This is a genomic window from Planctopirus limnophila DSM 3776 (assembly GCF_000092105.1).
Lineage (GTDB): Bacteria > Planctomycetota > Planctomycetia > Planctomycetales > Planctomycetaceae > Planctopirus > Planctopirus limnophila.
In genome coordinates, this window is record NC_014148.1 from 4,548,813 (window position 1) to 4,568,489 (window position 19,677).

15 protein-coding genes are annotated in these 19,677 nt (G+C 53.5%); 11 read left to right on the forward strand and 4 right to left on the reverse strand.

The genetic code is table 11. From position 1 onward, the window contains the following. Positions 1-1,011 precede the first annotated feature (1,011 nt). The 3 genes from PLIM_RS18120 to PLIM_RS18130 all read left to right on the forward strand — a co-directional run bounded on the left by PLIM_RS18120 (position 1,012) and on the right by PLIM_RS18130 (position 4,658). Complete coding sequence (locus PLIM_RS18120) at positions 1,012-1,785, forward strand: class I SAM-dependent methyltransferase (protein ID WP_013111767.1); 774 nt, start codon at positions 1,012-1,014, stop codon at positions 1,783-1,785. A 330-nt stretch (positions 1,786-2,115) separates the two neighbouring features. Next, on the forward strand, positions 2,116-3,048 hold the full coding sequence (locus tag PLIM_RS18125) for an Abi family protein (protein WP_013111768.1): 933 nt from the start codon (positions 2,116-2,118) through the stop codon (positions 3,046-3,048). Positions 3,049-3,344: 296 nt separating this feature from the next. Further along, on the forward strand, positions 3,345-4,658 hold the full coding sequence (locus PLIM_RS18130; RefSeq protein ID WP_230849340.1) for a DUF3472 domain-containing protein: 1,314 nt from the start codon (positions 3,345-3,347) through the stop codon (positions 4,656-4,658). Positions 4,659-4,959: 301 nt separating this feature from the next. Here PLIM_RS18130 and PLIM_RS18135 read toward each other — a convergent pair whose 3' ends face one another. Together PLIM_RS18135 and mscL are read right to left on the reverse strand one after the other, a co-directional pair. Further along, a complete protein-coding gene (locus PLIM_RS18135) occupies positions 4,960-6,105 on the reverse strand; it encodes a hypothetical protein (protein ID WP_196349479.1) in 1,146 nt (381 codons plus the stop codon). Between the two features lie 331 nt (positions 6,106-6,436). Next, entirely contained in the window at positions 6,437-6,868 is a 432-nt protein-coding gene (mscL, locus tag PLIM_RS18140; protein ID WP_013111771.1) for a large-conductance mechanosensitive channel protein MscL, read from the reverse strand. Positions 6,869-7,294: 426 nt separating this feature from the next. Between mscL and PLIM_RS18150 the strand changes: the two genes are divergently transcribed. The 7 genes from PLIM_RS18150 (at position 7,295) to PLIM_RS18180 (ending at position 16,910) form a co-directional block, all read left to right on the forward strand. After that, the gene (locus PLIM_RS18150) at positions 7,295-7,726 is read left to right on the forward strand and encodes a hypothetical protein (protein WP_013111772.1); all 432 of its coding nucleotides are present in this window, start codon (positions 7,295-7,297) and stop codon (positions 7,724-7,726) included. A gap of 89 nt (positions 7,727-7,815) precedes the next feature. Further along, on the forward strand, positions 7,816-8,871 hold the full coding sequence (locus PLIM_RS18155) for an Ldh family oxidoreductase (RefSeq protein ID WP_013111773.1): 1,056 nt from the start codon (positions 7,816-7,818) through the stop codon (positions 8,869-8,871). Positions 8,872-8,963: 92 nt separating this feature from the next. After that, positions 8,964-10,085 carry a pyridoxal phosphate-dependent aminotransferase gene (locus PLIM_RS18160; RefSeq protein WP_013111774.1) on the forward strand — a complete coding sequence of 374 codons (1,122 nt, stop codon included), beginning with the start codon at positions 8,964-8,966 and terminating at the stop codon, positions 10,083-10,085. A gap of 78 nt (positions 10,086-10,163) precedes the next feature. Further along, entirely contained in the window at positions 10,164-11,063 is a 900-nt protein-coding gene (locus PLIM_RS18165) for an ABC transporter permease (RefSeq protein ID WP_013111775.1), read from the forward strand. Positions 11,064-11,416: 353 nt separating this feature from the next. Then, positions 11,417-14,170: a pyruvate dehydrogenase (acetyl-transferring), homodimeric type gene (aceE, locus tag PLIM_RS18170; protein ID WP_013111776.1), complete on the forward strand. Its 2,754-nt coding sequence runs from the start codon at positions 11,417-11,419 to the stop codon at positions 14,168-14,170. A gap of 84 nt (positions 14,171-14,254) precedes the next feature. Continuing rightward, a complete protein-coding gene (locus tag PLIM_RS18175) occupies positions 14,255-15,532 on the forward strand; it encodes a 2-oxo acid dehydrogenase subunit E2 (protein ID WP_013111777.1) in 1,278 nt (425 codons plus the stop codon). A 499-nt stretch (positions 15,533-16,031) separates the two neighbouring features. Continuing rightward, positions 16,032-16,910, forward strand: a complete 879-nt coding sequence (locus tag PLIM_RS18180) for a LysR family transcriptional regulator (protein WP_013111778.1) — start codon at positions 16,032-16,034, stop codon at positions 16,908-16,910. 56 nt (positions 16,911-16,966) lie between these two features. Here PLIM_RS18180 and PLIM_RS18185 read toward each other — a convergent pair whose 3' ends face one another. Together PLIM_RS18185 and PLIM_RS18190 are read right to left on the reverse strand one after the other, a co-directional pair. Beyond that, positions 16,967-17,410: an SRPBCC family protein gene (locus PLIM_RS18185; RefSeq protein ID WP_013111779.1), complete on the reverse strand. Its 444-nt coding sequence runs from the start codon at positions 17,408-17,410 to the stop codon at positions 16,967-16,969. Between the two features lie 110 nt (positions 17,411-17,520). Further along, complete coding sequence (locus PLIM_RS18190; RefSeq protein ID WP_230849342.1) at positions 17,521-18,564, reverse strand: sialate O-acetylesterase; 1,044 nt, start codon at positions 18,562-18,564, stop codon at positions 17,521-17,523. 630 nt (positions 18,565-19,194) lie between these two features. Between PLIM_RS18190 and PLIM_RS18200 the strand changes: the two genes are divergently transcribed. Beyond that, entirely contained in the window at positions 19,195-19,608 is a 414-nt protein-coding gene (locus tag PLIM_RS18200; protein ID WP_041402177.1) for an SRPBCC family protein, read from the forward strand. Positions 19,609-19,677: the final 69 nt, after the last annotated feature.

Genomic DNA, 19,677 nt, shown 5'->3' on the forward strand with positions numbered 1-19,677 from the left:
GAGAATCCGCAGGCCATCACCTACGATTCACTTGGGGATTCAGCGTACAATCGATGCATCAGTTCCACTCGCCCGACATTTCCGCCAGTCATCCCAGAAGAAAACTTGACATGACCGATTCTTTGAATCGATTCACCAATCGAGTCGAAAACTACCGTAAGTATCGACCCTGCTTAAAGTCGGCGAACGATGAATCGACGAGCTGCATGCAATGGATTTTTCCGAGCAAGAAATTTGCAGCTCACTCATGCGGCATAACTCAACACATCCCACTGAACCTGTTGACATTGACTGCCAAAGTCCGCCTTGTATTCTCGTCGCAAGTTTTCGGAACAATCACACGTTAGGTGAATACACCTTATTGACATGATCGCGGTACAGACAATCTCAACGTCGTGGACAAAATCGTCGCGTGGCGGTTCACTTGCCATGCTGAGAAATTGCGTACCCAAACGCCTTCCATTAAGTGTGCCAGATGACTTTAGAAACGTTGTTTGGCACTCGGTTGCATACTCTGAATGCAACAGATTCGCTGTTCCGACAAGCGTACGCGTTACAGGACACTGCGAAGACAATCGTTTTGGATGCAAAAACGCAGAGGTTGAACGACACGATGATTATGCAATCCTGATTTACCGATATCAGACAGGGGCACCAGCACGCCAGTTCTTTGATCAATCAGGAACTCCCGTCGCACCCGAGCACTCGATTAAGATTCCATGGAACCGTTGGGCTTCAGTGGAATACAATGGCCGCTTTCCTTGTATCGACACAGGTAACTGGTGGTACGAACGAGTGGTTATCAATGTTGCTTGTGGTGACTCCATTCCCTTCAACTGCTTCACGGGTTCTGAACCTATTGAAAACTATACTCAACTTGCAATTCTTCGTTGAGAACGAGACACACCCACAAACGATACGATGAATCCAGTTAGCAGAATCGTCGTTAATTTTAATGATATCGATCACTCGCCCGACATTTCCGCCAGTCATCCCAGAAGAAAACTTGACATGACCGATTCTTTGAATCGATTCACCAATCGAGTCGAAAACTACCGTAAGTATCGACCCGGGTATCCGCCAGAGGTGCTATCGGTCCTGCAGCGGGTGACGGGGTTCAACACGCAGTGGGTGGTGGCGGATCTCGGTGCGGGAACGGGGATTTCGTCGCAGCTTTTTCTGGAGCATGGGAACGAGGTTTATGCTGTCGAACCGAATCGATCGATGCGTCAGGCCGCCAGGGAGCTTTTCGGTGACCAGGCGCGCCTCCACATCGTCGAAGGAACTGCGGAAGCGACCACTTTGCCAGATGCTGCCATCGATCTGGTCGTCGCTGCGCAGGCTTTTCACTGGTTCAACATACCGGCCACTCGCCTGGAGGTTCGAAGAATTCTCAAACCGCAAGGCTGGGTGGCGCTCATTTGGAATCATCGACAAACGCAGGGCTCAAAGTTTCTCGAAGAGTACGAACAACTACTCTGTACCTACGGCCGGGATTACGCCGCCATCCGGGATTCTCATCGGGACCAGCGGCGTCTCGAAGAGTTCTTTGGCAATGGACAAAGCGGCAGCAACGGCGGCTACCAAACCTTCGAAGTCGCCCACGAAAAGTGGCTCACCTATGAAGATTTGCGAGGGCTGCTGATGTCGGCCTCGTATGTGCCCCTCGAAGCCCAGCCGGGACATGCCAATATGCTTCTTGACTTACGTTCCATTTTTGCCCGCCATGCCAAAGATGGCGAGGTGCTGATGAAGTACCAGACAGAACTCTTTGTGGGGCGATGAAATAAGTTGTATGGGCAACTTGGGATGGCAAGGCCTTCTGTGACCAAAACAACTCAAGACTGAATTGATATTGTGCACAGAAAAGTATCTGGTAAAATTGACAATTGCGCACCAAAATCGCTTAGGTTAGAAGCGTAACCAGATAAGTCACTTTTCCAAACATCCGGTACATCTTCGACGTATACTCTAGACAACGCTTCAAGAAACCGATAATCTACTATACAGCATACCCTCCGGGCCTCTGCGGCAACGCATGCACACTTCGGAGGGTCTTTTCGTTTTCAGATGTAATTTTTTACATTGAATCCTCTCCATTCATCGGGCCTGACAATGGAGTACGAGAAAAAATTTCTCACCTTCTCAGAGCAAGCCGATCTTCTGATTCAACGGGGTTTGAAAGCAGATCGTGAAATTCTCATTCAGCATCTTCAGTCAGTAAGTTATTACCGAATAAGTGCTTACGTTCGACCATTTCGTCAGAAAAGCTCCCCGAACGACCCCATCCGTGAAGACCTGGTACCCGGAACCACTTTCGATGACATCTGGTCGAGATATGTTTTCGACCGCAGGTTACGACTCCTAGTTATGGATGCGATCGAACGCATTGAAGTCGATATTCGGACAAACCTGACATACCTGCATGCTGAAAAGCACGGCCCATTTGGCTACGCAGATGACACTGGTACGCTGCCTAATGTGCAAAGTGAGGAAGATCGCGAAAGGCTGCTCGAAGCACTGAAAGAGCCGTTGGCCAAAAGCAAGCCTCACGAAGATTTTGTCAAACACTTTAAGACAAAGTACGGCTCACATCATCGATCACTTCCCATTTGGGCCGCATGCGAAGTTATGACTTTTGGCCACCTGCTGACTTTCTACAGAGCTAGCCACCGGGACATCCAAAAGATCGTCGCCAGGCGATACAAGCTTTCTGATATCGTTTTTGAGTCATGGCTTGTGACGCTGAATATGGTTCGCAATGTCTGTGCACACCACGGTCGTCTTTGGAATCGTGAATTGGGCGTCAAACCCATGGTTCCCAATAAGGATCATCAATGGAGACATGGAGTTGGTGCCAGTGCGCAACCACTACCGGACAATCGTGTGTTTATAGTACTCACCATGCTTAAGTTCTGCTTGAATCTGATCTCACCCGACAGTCAATGGGGGCAGGGTCTCAAGGGGTTGCTGAACGAGTTCCCCAAGATTCCATTACGTTCCATGGGCTTCATCGACCAATGGGAATCTCACGTCCTTTGGAAATAGTACGTCGATGATCGACGATAACTGGATGATTTCTATCGACTGCATTTTCAGAATCGATTGTGTGGCCGTTATCGTTCAATTCTATTTTCCAAGCGATTGGTAAACATCTTCCCACCGCTATGAATCTTTTGGCACAAGAAAAATCTCCATCTTCTTCCCAAAACGAACACCCACGTAAAGTCAAGACAATTGATATTATGTCCCTACCTGCCTGCCGAATGGTTGACACCTGGCGCGCTTTCGCCCCATGATTTCCTCATCAGGTTTCGATGAGCGAATTCCAAGGGAGAAATGCCGTGCTGCGATCTATTTTCATGGGCTTTGCTGTACTCTCCCTGAGCACGCTAGGGGCCTTGAGCACGCTGGGGGCTTTGGCCCAGGCTGCGGAATGGAAAGTTCCCATTGCGGGGAACATCTATTCGATTGATCCAGAGAATGAAGTCCGTATTTCCCGCCGTGGCGGCAACTTCTCCTGGTCGAATGCCAGCGACCGATACTCGATTTACTTTCGCGTCGATCAGCCGGCCGAAGTCCAACTGTCACTGAATGCACTGATTCCCGAGGGAACGTCAAGCCTGCTGGTCTCTTCGGGTGACCAGAAATGGACCATCACGCTCACCGGCAACGAACTCAAAAATCATGTGGTCGGAAAGCTCACAATCACCGAGCCAGGCTATGTCCGCGTCGATCTCCAGGGCGAAGCACGCACAGGCAAAGTCTTTGCCGAAATCGCCAACGTCGTCGTGACCTCCGAAACACCGGGGCTCAAGGTCGAATATGTCCGCAACAACGAAGGGAACATGTTCTACTGGGGCCGCCGGGGGCCTTCTGTTCATCTTACTTATCAGATGCCCAAGGAGATCAAGGTTCAGTACGGCTACAGCGAACTCACCGTCCCCGCAGGCCAGGATACGATGGGTTCGTACTTCATGGCCAATGGATTTGGTGAAGGATACTTCGGTATTCAAGTCAACGGGCCCAACGAGCGGCGGGTCCTCTTTTCCATCTGGAGTCCCTTCAGCACCGACAACCCGAAGGATATTCCCGAAGATCAACGGATTGTCAAACTCGCCTCGGGGGCCAACGTCCGCGTGGGTGAGTTTGGCAACGAAGGTTCGGGCGGACAAAGTTTTATGGTCTATCCCTGGAAGGCTGACGTCACTTACAGCTTCCTGACCGAAGTGAAACCGGATGGGCCGGACAGTACGCTTTATACCTCGTGGTTTTGTGAAAAAGACAAGCAGGATTGGAAGCTCATGGCCAGCTTCCGCCGACCGAAAACACAGACGTATCTGAGGCGGTTCCACTCATTTCTGGAGAACTTTAACCCCAGCTATGGGCATAAAACCCGCGGGGCTCTGTATGGAAACGTGTGGGTCTGCGATGTCGATGGCCAGTGGCACGAATGCACCCAGGCCCGTTTCAGTGTGGATCCCACAGGCGGCGGCAGACATCGGCTCGATTACAACGGCGGCGCTAAAGGGACACAGTTTTTCATGTCCAACTGCGGCTTCTTTAACGAGACCGGCAAAGTGGGCGAGATCTTTACACGAGAATCCACCGCAGACCAGAAGCCCGCGATCAAGTTCGACGAACTCCCTCGTTCGTAATCCGTAGCAAGCTGGCAAGCAATCCCCCAAGCCACCCTCTGGAACCCTCGCCAGCGTTTAGCAAACACCGCTCTGGAACCCTCGCCCACGTCTTCGTGGGAGAGGGCAGGGTGAGGGTCTTTTCCGTCTTGCTACATACAGGATATGACATCGCCGCACAGGGTAAACCCCGTAGGGTGGATGAAGGCTCTGCGCAATCCACCAACACTTATCTCATCACCCAAACGTTCAAAGCCACGCCTGGGCCACCGGGTTTGTCAGGGAGTTACGCCAGAAATAGTCTGCTTGGGGGAGACTCAAGTCATTTCCTTTTCATGAGATCGAGCAGCATGACAATACTGCCAGCGAAACCGCCAATCCCTATCGCCACCGCAAAAGCCAATACTTCGTTGCCGGGAAGATCTTTGGCCAGACGGGCACCAAAGACGAGACCTGCAATCATTCCGAGGATTGGGCCAATCCAAGCCGGATATTTTTTCGTGCTGACCTGCCGGGATATCTCTTCTCTCGTAGCGAGATAGGCAGTCAGCGGATTTTTCGACTTTCGATCATAACTCACTTCTGGGTTCGGAAGGACATTGAGTAAGTCGAATGACAGTGTCCATAGGGTCAGTGGGCGACCGGGATGCGGATCCGTGCGAATAAAAGTTAGTTCTGATGTACTTAGGTCAAAGATATTGCCATCACCGGTATCCAAACCAATGAATAGTGTGGCATCCAATCCAAACCCGAGACCGGCAATAGTTCGGTCTTGATAATCGAATTGACCAGGGTTTCCTATTTGTGCCTTACCCAGACGAAAAACCAGTACAGTTTGCTGACCAACGGCGACGGCAAGGTGATTGCCATCAACTGAAATTGCTAAATGATGTATTGGTTGCTGAAACATATCGATGATTTTGTTCGACTTTTGTCCATTGCGACTGATTTGCCAGATCTCTCCTCCGGCGACCACAACCCAGGATTGGCAATGATCCCAATGGATATATTCGACCGAACAATTCAACTTCAGGTAACCAGCGGGATGCAGATTCATCCCTGAGTCCATACGCCATTCAAAAAACCAGAGTTGCCCTGTTTGGTCGCCGATTGCAAGGATGTCTCCAGCATCGTCTACCCAACCGACGGCACTGATCGATGAACGATCAATGGACTGCACGATCTTGAGGTCGCGCAGCAAAAACAAGTGATTTGGTGAGAAGACGGCGCAATCTCCTTCCGCACTAACCGCCATTCCCAAGGGCTGTTCGGGTAGGGAAAGCGATTCATGAATCTCGCCTTTAAGTGCTTCCCATCGATGAATCTGTTTGCTGTTGTCGAGCGCGTAAACAAAACCGGCATTAGCGCTTACGCTCTTGATTTCTGTTTGACATTGTTGTCGCCAGATTGGTGACCCATCAATCGCCGAGTAAATCAGGATCTCTTGTAAATGCGAGATGACCATCACACGGCCATTCGCACTGCAAGCTACTCGATTCTGTTGGATCTCTCCCATCTGTCACTCACTCTTCGTCACTGAAAAATAATGTATATGATCGTGAGATCAGCCATGTAGGGTGGGTTAAGGCTCTGCGCAACCCACCTGGACTTCGGGAAGGCATATACCATTTACATGACCAAATCCATGCTGCGTTGTGATAGGTAATTCTTGTGACTGCCGTCACCCAGACGTGCAAAGCCACGTCTGGGCCACCCGGGCTTCTCCTTTTCTTTTCCCCCTTCTTTCCTTCCAGCCTTCGCCCCTTCACTCAAGCCAGCAGGCTTTGCGAAACCAACGTTTATTCGTTCTCTCTTGTGCTCGACTGGGCTTTGAGCAGGTCGCGGATTTCCATCAGCAGTTCCTGATCGCGGGTCGGGACGGGTGGTGCCGCCTCTTCGGCGGCCTGCTTGCGTTTCAGCGTATTGATCCCCTTGAGCACCATAAACAGCACCATGGCGATGATCACGAAATCAAACACAGATTGCAGGAACAGCCCATAGCTGATCGGGACATAAGCCACTTCCCCGGCTGCCACTGCAGGAACGGGAATGTTGATTGAAAGCTTGCTGAAGTCCGCCCCTTTGAGCAGCGCTCCAATCGGCGGTGTGATAATGTTCTTCACCAGCGAAGTGACAATACTGGTAAAGGCCGCTCCCGTGACGATCCCCACAGCCATATCGATCACATTGCCACGCATGGCAAACTCTTTGAATTCGTGGATGAGACCCATCGTTTACCTCGTCATGAATGCCTGAGAAAAGATTCGCCAGCCGGAATGGCAGCAGCGATGACCCGGGCACTTTACCCGTTACCTGACCTCGATGCATTACAAGATTTGTGCAGGACAAAACCCATCTGGTGGTTCCGTGCAAAGCCACACCTCAGGGCGGCTGTATGTGATACGGTGCCCAGGAAACAAAAGCCCGTTTTTGGTTGCGAAAACATGCTTGCCCAGAACTGCAAGCATGCCACACAGAGCGCCATAGTTTCATGGAAAGGGTATGAGATGTCGTGATCCTCACGTAGATCAACCACCTCCGCCAGCGCTGCCGCCAGAGGATTTGGCTAGAATTAGATACTGGCAACTTCGATCTCCTGATCGACTTTCGCCACGCCCACCGGTTTCCATCGCTGCTTCGAATTCTGGATGCCTTGCATGTCGAACAACAAAAAACTGCTGATCGCTTTCGGTGTGGCCATGGCGTCGTTTGCGGTCGTCGTCGCCATCACTCTTTCGGCCGGAACGTTAAAGCCGATTCTGCCTCAGCCAGAACAATTGATTTTCGAGATCGAAGGGGAAGGAAGTCTCGAAAGCAGCCAGAGTTTTCAGGCACCCGACAACTGGCAGCTGCGCTGGGATTTTGATGGCCACGATAAGTACGCTACGGTGCTGGACATGATCCGCTGGACGAATTCTGAGGGGAAATCGAACGAAGTCGTCGCCATGCACCGCAAGCCGATCCGCACCGGCAGCGGCGTTTATATCGGCCAAGGGGGCGAGTACCGCCTGTCTGTCAAAGGCAAAGGCCCCTGGAGAATTCGGGCCTATCGCTTCGATCCACTCGACAAAACGGCCTCAGGTCAGTGAGAATAGGTTGGCCCTGTGTCTGGAAATCGATCTCTGCCTGTTAGTCTGTGGAATTCAGTGCCGGTTGGAACTCAGAAAGCAACATTCCCATGAATCAAGCCTCCAACCCCTCTGATCATGTGGAGCCGCCAGAAGTCTGTGCGGTAGAAACCGTTTCCCTTCAGGTGGCGGATCTCCAGCAATCCATCCTGAAGGTTCTCACCCGGCAAGGGTTGTTCGGGGCCGATTCGCAGCATGTCATCGATTATATCCTCTCGCCCTGGTTGCCTGCCTGGGGTGGGCTCCATCTCCCCTACCTGTCGTCGATGGTACGGGCCATGGATCTGGGGGAAATTGATCCCCGCGGACGCATTCTGACAGTACGCGATCAACCATCGCTGGTGCATCTCGATGGCAGTCGCGCTGCAGGGTCGGTGGCGATGGCCTATGCGACAGAACTGCTCGTTGAAAAGGCAAAGGCCACCGGTATCGCAGGCGCCGTCATTCGCAATAGCTCGGCCATTGATCGACCAGAAGCTGTCGTCGCGAATCTCGCACACCGCGGGTTGATCGGCTTCATGGTCTCAAGTACAGGCCGGGCCGAGTTCAGCCCGGTGGGAGATCGCACGCCGCGAGTGGCAGGGCATCGCAGTGCCTGGTGCTTGCCAGCCGCAAGCAGTCTGACTCTCATTTCGACACAGGTGGCGAGTCTCGATTCGCTCATGCTGCTCGACCCGGCACAAACCGAGGGCCAACCAGCGGCTGATCTCGCGTTTGATAAAGAAGGCCAGCCCGCCCGAAGCTGGAACTCTGCTCGCACATTCGGCTTGTTAACTGGTGAGCATGATCTGCAGTACGGCCTGTTATGTGGCCTGCTGCTGGCGGCACTGAGCGATGGCCGTTTACCCACCGAACGAGCCAAGAAATCTCCCTTCGGCGATGACTCCGAACATCTTCTGCTGGCAATCGAGCCATCGAGTGAAATGGCCGAACGCTTCCCGCCCGAGCGGCTCGCGGCCTTTGTCAGTTCCATGAAACATCCCCGTGCCATTCAGCACCTTGAGAAATCACCCACGTTACCAGACACGATTGAAGTCCCCCTGGCCCACCAGCAGATGTGGATTGAACTCCTCGATGAACAGCGGATCGAACATCCCTGGAAATAACGCTGCATACTTTGCCTTCAGTAGATCACCAAGTTTTCCTCATCGCCTCCTGAATTCTGGTGATGAAATCGACACAGGAATTTGAGCCCACAATGAGCGAACAATGGATTTCGGATCGTTTGCGCAAGATCGATGCTTCGGGAATCCGCAAGGTTTTCGATCTGGCAGCCACGATGAAGAACCCGATCAACCTGAGCATCGGGCAGCCCCATTTCGATACCCCAGAGAATGTCAAACTGGCACTCAAGGCGGCAGTCGATGCCGGTAAAAATGTTTACAGCCAGTCGCAAGGGATCAAGCCCTTGCTGGAGACTTTGAATGCCAGCGTTCAGGCCGAATACCACGATCCTGATCGCGAAGTCTTCGTCACCAGCGGCACAAGTGGCGGCCTCATGCTGACTTTAATGACACTGGTCAATCCGGGCGAAGAAGTGATTGTCTTCGACCCTTACTTCGTCATGTACAAGCACATTGTGACGCTCTGTGGCGGTGTGGTGAAGCTGATTGATACCTACCCTGATTTCCGGATTGATCTGGAGAAGGTCGAAGCAGCCATCACTCCACAGACCAAGGTGATCATCTGCAATTCGCCAGGGAATCCTACCGGTGCTGTTGCTACGGCGGCGGAACTGAAAGGTCTGGCTGAACTGGCAGCCCGCCACAATGTCGCTCTCTTGAGTGATGAGATCTATCGCGCGTTTCAATACGACGATGAGTTCATCAGCCCGGCCAAGTGGAATCGCGAAACGATTGTCATTGATGGCTTCAGCAAATCGCACTCGATGACCGGTTTACGACTCGGCTTTGCCCATGGACCGCGAGAACTGATTCAGCAGATGATCAAGCTGCAGCAGTTTACCTTTGTCTGCGCCCCCCAGCCTGTGCAGTGGGCCGGTGTGGAAGCCTGGACAACCGACATCACGGACCGCGTCGCCGATTACAAACGCAAGCGGGATTTTATGGTGCGCGAACTCAGCCCGTACTTTGAAATTCATGGCGCTCAGGGAGCCTTCTATCTCTTCTTGAAAGCCCCCTGGGGAACAGGGAGCACGTTTGTCGCAGAAGCCATTCGAAATGAACTGCTGATCATTCCCGGCAACGTCTTCAGCCAGCGGGATACCCACTTCCGCATCTCGTTCGCGACAGAAGATGCCACACTCCAGCGAGGGGTGGAAGTTCTTCAGCGTTTAGCCAAAATGAAACCAGCGGAATAGCCGACTACTTGAACTTCGAATCCTGCGACCGTGAGATTTTTGAGCTACTGGTCATTTTCGTACGATCTGTGAGTCTTCATGTCATTGCCAACCACCAATTCTGGAGCAATACCGGCAAGCGTAGAGGCTCATGAGCATTCATGGTCTGCCGAATGGCTGGCGCAATGGCGTTTGCGCTGGTTTATTCTGCGGACAAGCATTGAGGAGCGTCTGGCCTATCGCGGTGATTTTGCCTTTGCGACACTCATTCGCTTTCTGCCGATTATCACGCAGATCTTTTTGTGGAGCGCGATCTTCGATGCGAAGTCCGCGAGTGATTCCCGGAAGATCAATACCTACACCTATGCCGACATGGTGGCCTATTTTCTGCTGGTGATGCTGGGCCGCGCCTTCAGCAGTATGCCGGGCCTGACGACAGGAATTGCCCGCGATGTGCGGGATGGCACGATCAAGAAATTCCTCACCCAGCCTGTGGATCTGGTCGAGTTTCTGTTCTGGCACCGGGCGGCACATAAGCTGGTCTACTACGCCGTCGCCGCTGGGCCCTTTGCACTGGTCTTCTGGCTGTGCCGGGCCTATTTCCCCGGCTGGCCCGATGCTGCCACCTGGGCGACGCTCGTGGCTTCGCTCGTGTTGGCCTTTCTGCTGGGGTTTCTCATCGAGACGCTATTGGGCCTCTGTTCCTTCTGGTTTCTGGAAGTGAGTTCGCTCGTCTTTGTCTACATGCTCCTCAATTACATTTTGAGTGGGCACATGATTCCCCTCGACTGGCTCCCGGGGACATTCGGCCAGATCGTCCAGTGGTTGCCCTTCAAATACCTGGCCTACTTTCCTGCGGCAGTCGCCTTGCAGCGATATTCCCACGAAGAAATGGCCATGGAACTGCTGGCGGCCTGTGGCTGGTGTCTCTTTTTGTGGGCTCTGGTTCGCCTGGCGTTTTATTTTGGTGCACGCAGATACAGTGCTTATGGGGCTTAAGGCTGCATTTTGCGAGAAATGCGGCCTTGTCAGCCCTGAAATCAGGCTGTTTTTGAGCCAGAAGCCTGTTTGTTGCGTTGACTAAGCTGTCGCTGCTCTGTTCTGGTGAACACCGAATCCTGTTCTCCCGGCTTTGCCAGATTCGCAGAGAATCGTCATAATTTGCCAGACAGTCTGCCTGTTCCTCACTGTGCGGACTGGGGCCTCTCCGTTACGATCAAGAAGATTACAAACCAGATCACATCAGTCATTCGATATGGGCGGCGATCCCTTCTTCGTTCTAAGGGGATCACTGCTGGAAGTTTGTGGCCGGTTGGCATGGCCTGTCACAACGACTCGGGAGTACGACACACATGGCGGGTATGATGACAGATTCGAGCCGTTCCGCAGCTTCTAACGGACATGCTGTTTCCGAGTCTCAAACAGAGTTAGGCGAACTCCCTGCGGTAGGGCTGGATACCGATGAACTGGCCGAGTGGTACGAATCACTCGATGATGTCTTCCATCGTTATGGGCCAGAAGAAGTTCGCGCTCTGCTGCTCGAATTGCAGCAGCGGGCTTCGGCCAAAGGTGTCACGGGTACTGCCAGTCTGACGACTCCTTATATTAATACGATTCCCGTCGATGCTGAGCCGAGCTATCCGGGTGACCGCAAGATCGAACGCAAGATTCGCTCGATTGTCCGCTGGAATGCGATGGCCATGGTCGTACAGGCTGCGCGCAGTGGCACCGGTGTTGGTGGTCACATTTCGACATTTGCCTCTTCGGCGTGCCTGGTAGAAACCGGGTTCAACCATTTCTTTCATGCTCCTTCAAAGTCGCACACTGGCGACTTTGTTTATTTTCAAGGGCATGCTTCGCCGGGCGTTTATTCACGAGCCTTCGTGGAAGGCCGTCTCGACGAAAGCCATCTGAAAAACTTCCGTCGCGAGTTACCGCGTGGCCAGGGTCTTTCATCCTATCCGCATCCGTGGCTGATGCCTGACTTCTGGCAATTCCCCACGGTTTCGATGGGTCTGGGGCCACTTTGCTCGCTCTATCAGGCCCGGTTCCTTCGTTATCTGCAGCATCGCGGCCTGCTCGATACCAGCCAGTCGCGCGTCTGGTGCTTTATTGGCGATGGGGAAGTCGATGAGCCCGAAACTCTGGGTGCTATCACTCTGGGGGCTCGCGAACATCTCGACAACGTCACCTGGGTCATCAACTGCAACCTGCAGCGGCTCGATGGTCCCGTCCGCGGGAATGGCAAGATCATTCAGGAGCTCGAAGGCCTCTTCCGGGGTGCCGGGTGGAATGTTCTCAAGGTCATCTGGGGTGCCGACTGGGATCCGATTCTCGCTAATGATGAATCGGGCCAGCTCAAAAAGCGGATGCTCGAAATCGTCGATGGTCAGTTCCAGAAGTACGTTGTCGAATCAGGCAGCTACATCCGGCAGGATTTCTTCGGTAAGAACCCCGAACTCCTCAAGCTCGTGGAGCATCTGAGCGACGACCAGATTAAAGATCTCCGTCGTGGTGGTCACGATGCCCAGAAGGTCTATACCGCTTACCATGCGGCTGTGAATCACAAGGGTGTCCCCACAGTCATTCTTGCCCATACCATTAAGGGCTACGGCCTGGGTGAATCTGCCGAAGGCAAGAACACCACACACCAGCAGAAGAAACTCGAAGAAGACGATCTGCTCAAGTTCCGCACCCGCTTTGAACTGCCACTTTCGGACGAAGAGGCCAAAGCCGCCAAGTTCTACAAGCCAGATCCTTCGAGCCCCGAAGTCAAATACATGCTCGAACGGCGAAAAGAACTGGGGGGTTTCCTCCCCGTTCGCAAGCCGACGAGCGAGCGGCTCACCATTCCCTCGTTTGACCAGTTCCAGACTGCACTCAAAGGGAGTGTGGGCAAAGAATGGTCCACGACCATGGTTCTCGGCAGGATTATGGGCTGGCTTTGCACCGACAAGAATGTCGGCAAACGCATTGTCCCCATCATCCCCGATGAAGCCCAGACGTTCGGGATGCACACCCTCTTTGCTCAGGTGGGGATCTACAGCAGCAAAGGCCAGCAGTACACACCGGTTGATGCCGGTCAGATGGTCTGGTATCGCGAAGAAACCAACGGCCAGATTCTCATGGAAGGGATCAACGAAGCCGGTGCCATGTCGTCATTCGTGGCTGCGGGAACGGCTTATGCCAACCTCGGCCTGAACATGATCCCCTTCTACGTCTACTACTCGATGTTCGGTTTCCAGCGAGTTGGCGATCTCATCTGGCTGGCCGGCGATTCCCGCGCCAAGGGCTTCCTGTGCGGTGGAACCTCGGGCCGCATTTCGCTCAACGGCGAAGGTCTGCAGCATCAGGATGGACACTCACAGCTCATTGCATCGAGTGTACCGAACCTCCTGGCTTACGATCCGGCCTTTGGCTATGAAGTGGCGGCCATCGTTCAGGATGGGATGCGCCGCATGTATGCCGAAGACGAGAACGTTTTCTATTATCTCTCGGTCTACAACGATGGCACCTTCCCCATGCCCGCGATCCCTGCTGGCGTGACACAGGAAATGATTTGTGCCGGTCTGTATCCCTTAGAGCCGAGCGTCACTGCCAAGAAGCGGACGCACCGGCCGCAGCTGCTGGGGAGCGGGCCGATCATGCAGTACGTTCTCAAAGCCAAGCAGATCCTTTCGGAAAAGTACGGCGTCGAAGCGGATGTCTGGAGTGTGACCAGCTACAACGAACTGAAGCGCAATGCTCAGGCAGTCGCACGCTGGAACGCTCTCCATCCCGACAAGAAACCCAAGCAGAGCCATATTGATCAGGTGACGGCTGGAGTCACGGGGCCCTTCATCTCGGCCAGTGAAAACGTTCAACTCGTGGCTGAGCAGATTCGGCAGTATCTCCCTGGGCGCTACACTGTTCTGGGTTGTGACGGCTTCGGTCGGAGTGAAGCTCGCGAAGTGCTGCGTCGCCATTTCGAAGTCGATGCCGAGTGCATTGTCTTCGCGGCTCTGTCGGCTCTGGCCAAAGACGGGCACTTTGATGCCAAGCGATTGCCCAAGGTGCTGCAGGAACTCGGTATCGATCCTGAAAAGGTCGATCCCGCCACGGCATAAACTCTCCGCCTGATCAACGGTCTTTTGTAACGTAAACTCGAATAGCTTTTTTCCTGACTATTGCGCGAAAGCGGGTTCTCTTCCATGAGTGTTGAATTCAAGCTGCCTCAGTTGGCGGAAGGTATCGACAGTGCAGATATCGCACAGATCCTGGTCTCGGCTGGCGACACGATCGAAGCCGGCAAGATCGTCATGGAACTGGAGACCGATAAGGCTGTCATGGAGCTGGCTTGCCCCCATGCGGGCAAGATCGGCAAGATCCACGTCAAACCTGGCGAAACGATCAAAACCGGTCAGTTACTTCTGAGCATCGAAGCCTCCGGAGCCAGTAACGGAACATCGGCCAAGCCCGCTTCCCCAGCCGCCTCTTCCAGTGCTCCAGCAGCACCGGCGAAGGCCACTCCTGCTGCACCGGTTAAAGCCGCACCAGCCCCTGCTGCCGTGGCTGCACCGACTCGATCAACTGTCGAGATTCCCATTGCTGCCGGCCCGGCCACTCGCCGCCTGGCTCGTGAACTGGGCATGCAGCTCGAACGTCTGCGTGGCACTGGCCCCGGTGGTCGTATCACTCAGGAAGATGTGGCTCGCGCCTACGCTGCCCAGCAAGGTGGCGGCGGTGGTGGTGTCGTCGCTCCGCCTCTCCCCGATTTTTCTCAGTATGGCCCGATCACTGCCCAGGCTCTCACCAAGCTGCAGAAGACCAGTGCCAACAACCTCTCGGCAGCGTGGCAACTCATTCCGCATGTGACTCAGCACGATCTCGCTGACATCACCGAGACTGAATCGGCCCGCAAGCGATTCCAGGAAGCAGTGGCTAAAGGTGGCCCCAAAGTCACTATGACAGCAGTCGCCATGAAGGCCGCCGTCGCTGCTCTCAAGGCCTTCCCGAACTTCAATTCGAGCATCGATATGTCTCGTGGCGAAGTGATCCTCAAGAGCTATTACAACATCGGTATTGCTGTCGATACCCCCAATGGCCTCGTCGTGCCGGTGGTTCGCGATGTCGATAAGAAGTCGATTCTGCAACTGGCGACCGAGCTGACCGAAATCGCCGAGAAGGCCCGCAATCGCAAGCTCGAAATCAAGGATATGCAGGGCGGTACTTTTACTATCACTAACCTGGGTGGCATTGGCGGAACGGCCTTCACACCGATTGTGAACTACCCCGAAGTGGCCATTCTCGGCATGTCACGCAGCTTCCATCAGTTGCAACTGGTCGATGGGCAGGTCAAAGAACGCTTGATGCTGCCACTCTCGCTCTCCTACGATCACCGCGTGGTCAACGGGGCTGATGCGGCCCGCTTTGTCGTGAAACTGACCAGCCTCCTCAGCGATGCCTTCAAACTACTGGTCGAGTGCTAATCCACTCGATTGGTTCCCCTTTATACCGACGATTCTGCAGCAGGCGAGGCTAAACCCCTCGCCTGCTTTCTTTAGAACTTTCTGCACGCGATCTCCGGGATTCGGGAACTGAATAGCGATTCAAGTGTGATGCCTATCTCCTCTGAAACCCTCACCCGCGTCTGCGTGGGAGAGGCCAGGGTGAAGGTCTTTTCCCTGTTTCTGCTACTCAACAGAACTTTGTCTCTGAATTCCCTTCGCGCCTTCGCGAGAGACCTCCAAACAAAAGATATCCTCGCGCGAAGCCGCGAAGTTCTCCAAGAAATCCCCGACAGACTTCTTCCAGTCACCTCCACTTCGTACCGTGCGTGCGGCCTGTCTTCAGTGAATACCGAGCAAGGCTGCCTTTAAAAACTCTTCCAAGCGCCACGGATTTCTGGAGAGTGTATACTCTTGGCAACACGCCTCTCCCTTTGACAGTCAATTACCCGTCAATCCAGAAGTGAGGAAGGTCAGCCGGATGGAACTTCACCAGTTGCGGTACTTTCTCAAGGCGGCTGAACTCAAAAGCTTTACACTGGCTGCCGCTGAATGTTTCATTTCTCAGCCATCACTCAGCCAGCAGATCATTAAGCTCGAACAGGAACTGGGGCAGCCACTCTTCGAGCGTTCGGGGCGTGGTGTTGAACTCACCGAATCCGGAAAGCTGCTGCAAAGCCGGGCCGGGCAGATTGTTTCGCTCGTCGATCAGGCTCGGCGGGAGATCACCGATGATGGCGAGACAGGCCAGCTCACCATCGGCGCAATCCCCACCATTGCGCCTTATCTGTTGCCACAGATTGTCAGCCGGTTTCGTGAGGTGGTGCCAAGGGTGACCCTCAAGATCCATGAAGATGTCACCGAGCAATGCCTCAAAAAGGTTCAGGCGGGTGAATGGGATCTGGCAATTGCGGCTCTCCCGGTACGGATTGAGCATCTGGAAGTTGAGCCGTTATTTGATGAAGAGCTATGGCTGGCGGTCCCTCCGGGGCATCGATTATCACACTTGACAGAAGTTCCTGTTGAAGAGATTGACCGCGAGACATTACTGCTGTTAGGTGAAGCTCATTGCCTGACGGAGCACGTCGCGCAGTATTGCCGCCGGAAAGACATGGCACCTCTGGAAACAGGCCGCCTGGCGCAACTGACGACGATTATGGAGCTTGTCAGCCGGGGGCAGGGTGTGAGTTTTATTCCGAACATGTGCAAGGCGTTCGATCGTGAAGGCCGCTGTGCCTATCGCCCACTTCAGGGAGACCGCCCGCAACGCACCATTGCCCTCGTCTGGAACAGCTACCGCTTCCAGACGCTACTATTAAAACGTGCTCTCGATGTGATTCGCAGGGAGTTGCTGAAGTAATCACAACCTGCGATGAAAACGCCTCCAGGTTGGCTATACAAATTGATTTCGTAAATCTAGCCGGGGATATCTGGTTCGACGAGGCGGGCGAGTTGGAGCAGCGATTCCTGCCAGCCCAGATAGCACTTTTCGGCTGGGATCAGATCCGGGATCCCAGCCTGCACGATCTGCAATTCTGTGCCCACACTGACTTTTGTGAACGTCACCGTCACCTGCATCTCACCGGCCAGATTCGGATCATCGAAGCGGTCTATGTGTTGCAAGCGTTCACCAGGGACAAGTTCTGTAAACTTGACCGTGAAAAAGTGTGTGTGGCCGGTGGCGAAGTGTGTGAATGACATGCGATAGCCACCTCCGACACGAACATCCATTTCATGCACTTTGGCAGTGAATCCAAATGGTGGCAGCCATTTCGACAGGCCATCAGCGTCGATGAAAGCCTTGTAAACCCGCTCTGGATCGGCTCGCAGGACACGATGCAGGCGGACGGTGTTGGGCATGATCAGATCCTCTCGATCAAAAGTTCACCCTGGGGCTGACTGAACGATACAAATTGCTCCAAGGATTTCACGATCTGTTTTCAAGACTGTCCACTTTTTAAGGTCGATGACTACTTCTGCTCTTTCAGCAGCTTGACCATCGCTTCGCCCATCGCCAGTCCGACGTTCATATAAGTTTTGGCGTTGTTGCCGTAGTGGGCATTCGAGCTGCTTCCCATGCTCAAGGGGTGCGTATAAACCGTGGCGACCGTCCCTTGAAGTTCCGGGTGTTTCTGCGGGTCGCTGATGGCCAGCTTGGCTTCCAGCAGATATTTTTCATTTCCCGTGGGATTGTCACGATCGGTCTGGCCCAAGGTGGCACAAACAAACTTCGCCTGAGGTGCGTTAAACTCTTTGCGAAGTGTGGCGATCAGGTTGACCAGGTTCTGTTCATAGCGGCTGGCATGGCCGGCGTTGTACCGGTCTTTATCACCTTGCCACCAGAAGAAGCCCGCGATCTCATACTCGTTCGCCCCGGGATAATACTTTCCCAGATCATTAAGAACTTCTTTAGCGCGAGCAATATCGCCATCGAGTTGCAGGCCTGCCTTCCAGTTAATGGCCTTGGGCTCGGTCCCTTTTTCCCAGCGATCGGGGCTTTGACCATAACCTGCGTAGATGTAGGTCTTGCCATCTTTCGGATCAACAAATTCATAAGAACTTGAACCCGGAGGCAATAGATCCCAACCGAGGCTTCGATTGCCAATGGCACTCTTCAAGAGCAGCACAGGTTCATCGAGAGCATTCCCCAACTGATGCCCGATCCCCTGCTCGACACCGATTTTGTTGCCGACGGTCAGCCACGCATTGATGCGAAACTGCGTTTTGCCAGGCCCGCCACTCCCCATCACCGCGACATTCCGCACATCGGCGTGGGTGTTCCATTTCCCCGCATCGTCGATGAGAAAGGGGTAAAGCCCTTCCTGTTTGACAGCGTGCTCAAGTGTTCCATCGGTATCACCTGCGACCTTCCCCATTTCGAGCATGTTCGACTGACCCATGAGAATGAAGACCTTCACGGGCTTAGTCATCTCGGCGGGTCGAGGGTCGGGATCCGGCAGCAGATCGTTCACTCCTTTGGCACGCTTTGCCGTTTCCTGGGAGTACGCCGTCATGGAATGACTGATCAAGAGCAAGATGGTGAATAACAAGGCAGGTCTGGCGAATCGATGGCCCATCATCAGAAGTCTCTCGCTGAGGTTTTTGACGTGAATTTCAACTGTCATCAGAAAGTCAGCGGAGTCCAGAAGCAAGAGGGGAATCCCTCGCTTTTACAAATCGTCCATGGCGGATGCAGACAACATGATGGATGTGCCCCGACGGTTCGAGAAATCGCTTGGAGCAGCGTTTTTGCTCGAGGACGCGACCTCGGGAAAACTTATGAGCAAGTCACTCGTGCTTTGGAAAAATGAGACTACGAACAACCTCTGGCTGACATCTGACATGGATTCTTCAGGATCGTTTATAATCGTGACATCGAAATGCTACGACACCTCAAGAGGTTGTTTTGTATGGATTCAGGATGAGTCTTTCATCGGGAAAGCTCCTACGGATTCCAATAATCAACTGCAATCCCTAGTATGAAGTGTATAGGGTTGAGCGTATACGCGAACCCCCCAGATCGTGCCGTGAATTGCTGGGCGTTCGAAGACTCAACCCCAGCCACCCGACCAAAGACTTAACCCTTGCCACCCGGTCGTCAATCGTTAGTACTCCACCGGGTATCAGCCAACTGAAAGTTCCTCATGAGAATCACCGTGGCCACAACCATTGCTGCCCCCATGGATGCGGTCTGGAAAGCCTACAGTAATCCGGACGATATCGTGCAGTGGAATGCCGCCTCGGAGGACTGGCATACGACGAAATCGACTGTCGATTTTCGTCCCGGCGGAAAGTTTTCCTCGCGGATGGAGGCCAAAGACGGAAGCTTCGGCTTTGATTTTGAGGGGACCTACACCACGATCATCACCAACGAGCGCATCGAATATGCCTTTGGTGATCGGCAAGCTGTGGTCGAATTCCAGGAAGTCCCCGCAGGCGTGCAGGTCCAGGTCTCCTTTGATAGCGAAGAGACTCACAGTATTGAACAGCAGCGAGATGGCTGGCAGGCGATCTTGAATCGCTTTAAGTTTCATGTCGAGAATCATGGCGCTAGCTGATTTGTTCTGTATCAGTAGAAGATGGTGCAATCCGTAGGAACTGCTTGCACCCTACATGACTTGCAGACT

What these genes read in the sequence shown, in the direction of transcription:
- aceE (WP_013111776.1), top strand. Translation starts at nt 11,417, where the DNA reads ATGGCGGGTATGATGACAGATTCGAGCCGTTCCGCAGCTTCTAACGGA.
- PLIM_RS18175 (WP_013111777.1), top strand. Translation starts at nt 14,255, where the DNA reads ATGAGTGTTGAATTCAAGCTGCCTCAGTTGGCGGAAGGTATCGACAGT.
- PLIM_RS18120 (WP_013111767.1), top strand. Translation starts at nt 1,012, where the DNA reads ATGACCGATTCTTTGAATCGATTCACCAATCGAGTCGAAAACTACCGT.
- PLIM_RS18200 (WP_041402177.1), top strand. Translation starts at nt 19,195, where the DNA reads ATGAGAATCACCGTGGCCACAACCATTGCTGCCCCCATGGATGCGGTC.
- PLIM_RS18180 (WP_013111778.1), top strand. Translation starts at nt 16,032, where the DNA reads ATGGAACTTCACCAGTTGCGGTACTTTCTCAAGGCGGCTGAACTCAAA.
- PLIM_RS18190 (WP_230849342.1), bottom strand. Translation starts at nt 18,564, where the DNA reads ATGACGGCGTACTCCCAGGAAACGGCAAAGCGTGCCAAAGGAGTGAAC.
- PLIM_RS18165 (WP_013111775.1), top strand. Translation starts at nt 10,164, where the DNA reads ATGTCATTGCCAACCACCAATTCTGGAGCAATACCGGCAAGCGTAGAG.
- PLIM_RS18125 (WP_013111768.1), top strand. Translation starts at nt 2,116, where the DNA reads ATGGAGTACGAGAAAAAATTTCTCACCTTCTCAGAGCAAGCCGATCTT.
- PLIM_RS18160 (WP_013111774.1), top strand. Translation starts at nt 8,964, where the DNA reads ATGAGCGAACAATGGATTTCGGATCGTTTGCGCAAGATCGATGCTTCG.
- mscL (WP_013111771.1), bottom strand. Translation starts at nt 6,868, where the DNA reads ATGGGTCTCATCCACGAATTCAAAGAGTTTGCCATGCGTGGCAATGTG.
- PLIM_RS18150 (WP_013111772.1), top strand. Translation starts at nt 7,295, where the DNA reads ATGTCGAACAACAAAAAACTGCTGATCGCTTTCGGTGTGGCCATGGCG.
- PLIM_RS18155 (WP_013111773.1), top strand. Translation starts at nt 7,816, where the DNA reads ATGAATCAAGCCTCCAACCCCTCTGATCATGTGGAGCCGCCAGAAGTC.
- PLIM_RS18185 (WP_013111779.1), bottom strand. Translation starts at nt 17,410, where the DNA reads ATGCCCAACACCGTCCGCCTGCATCGTGTCCTGCGAGCCGATCCAGAG.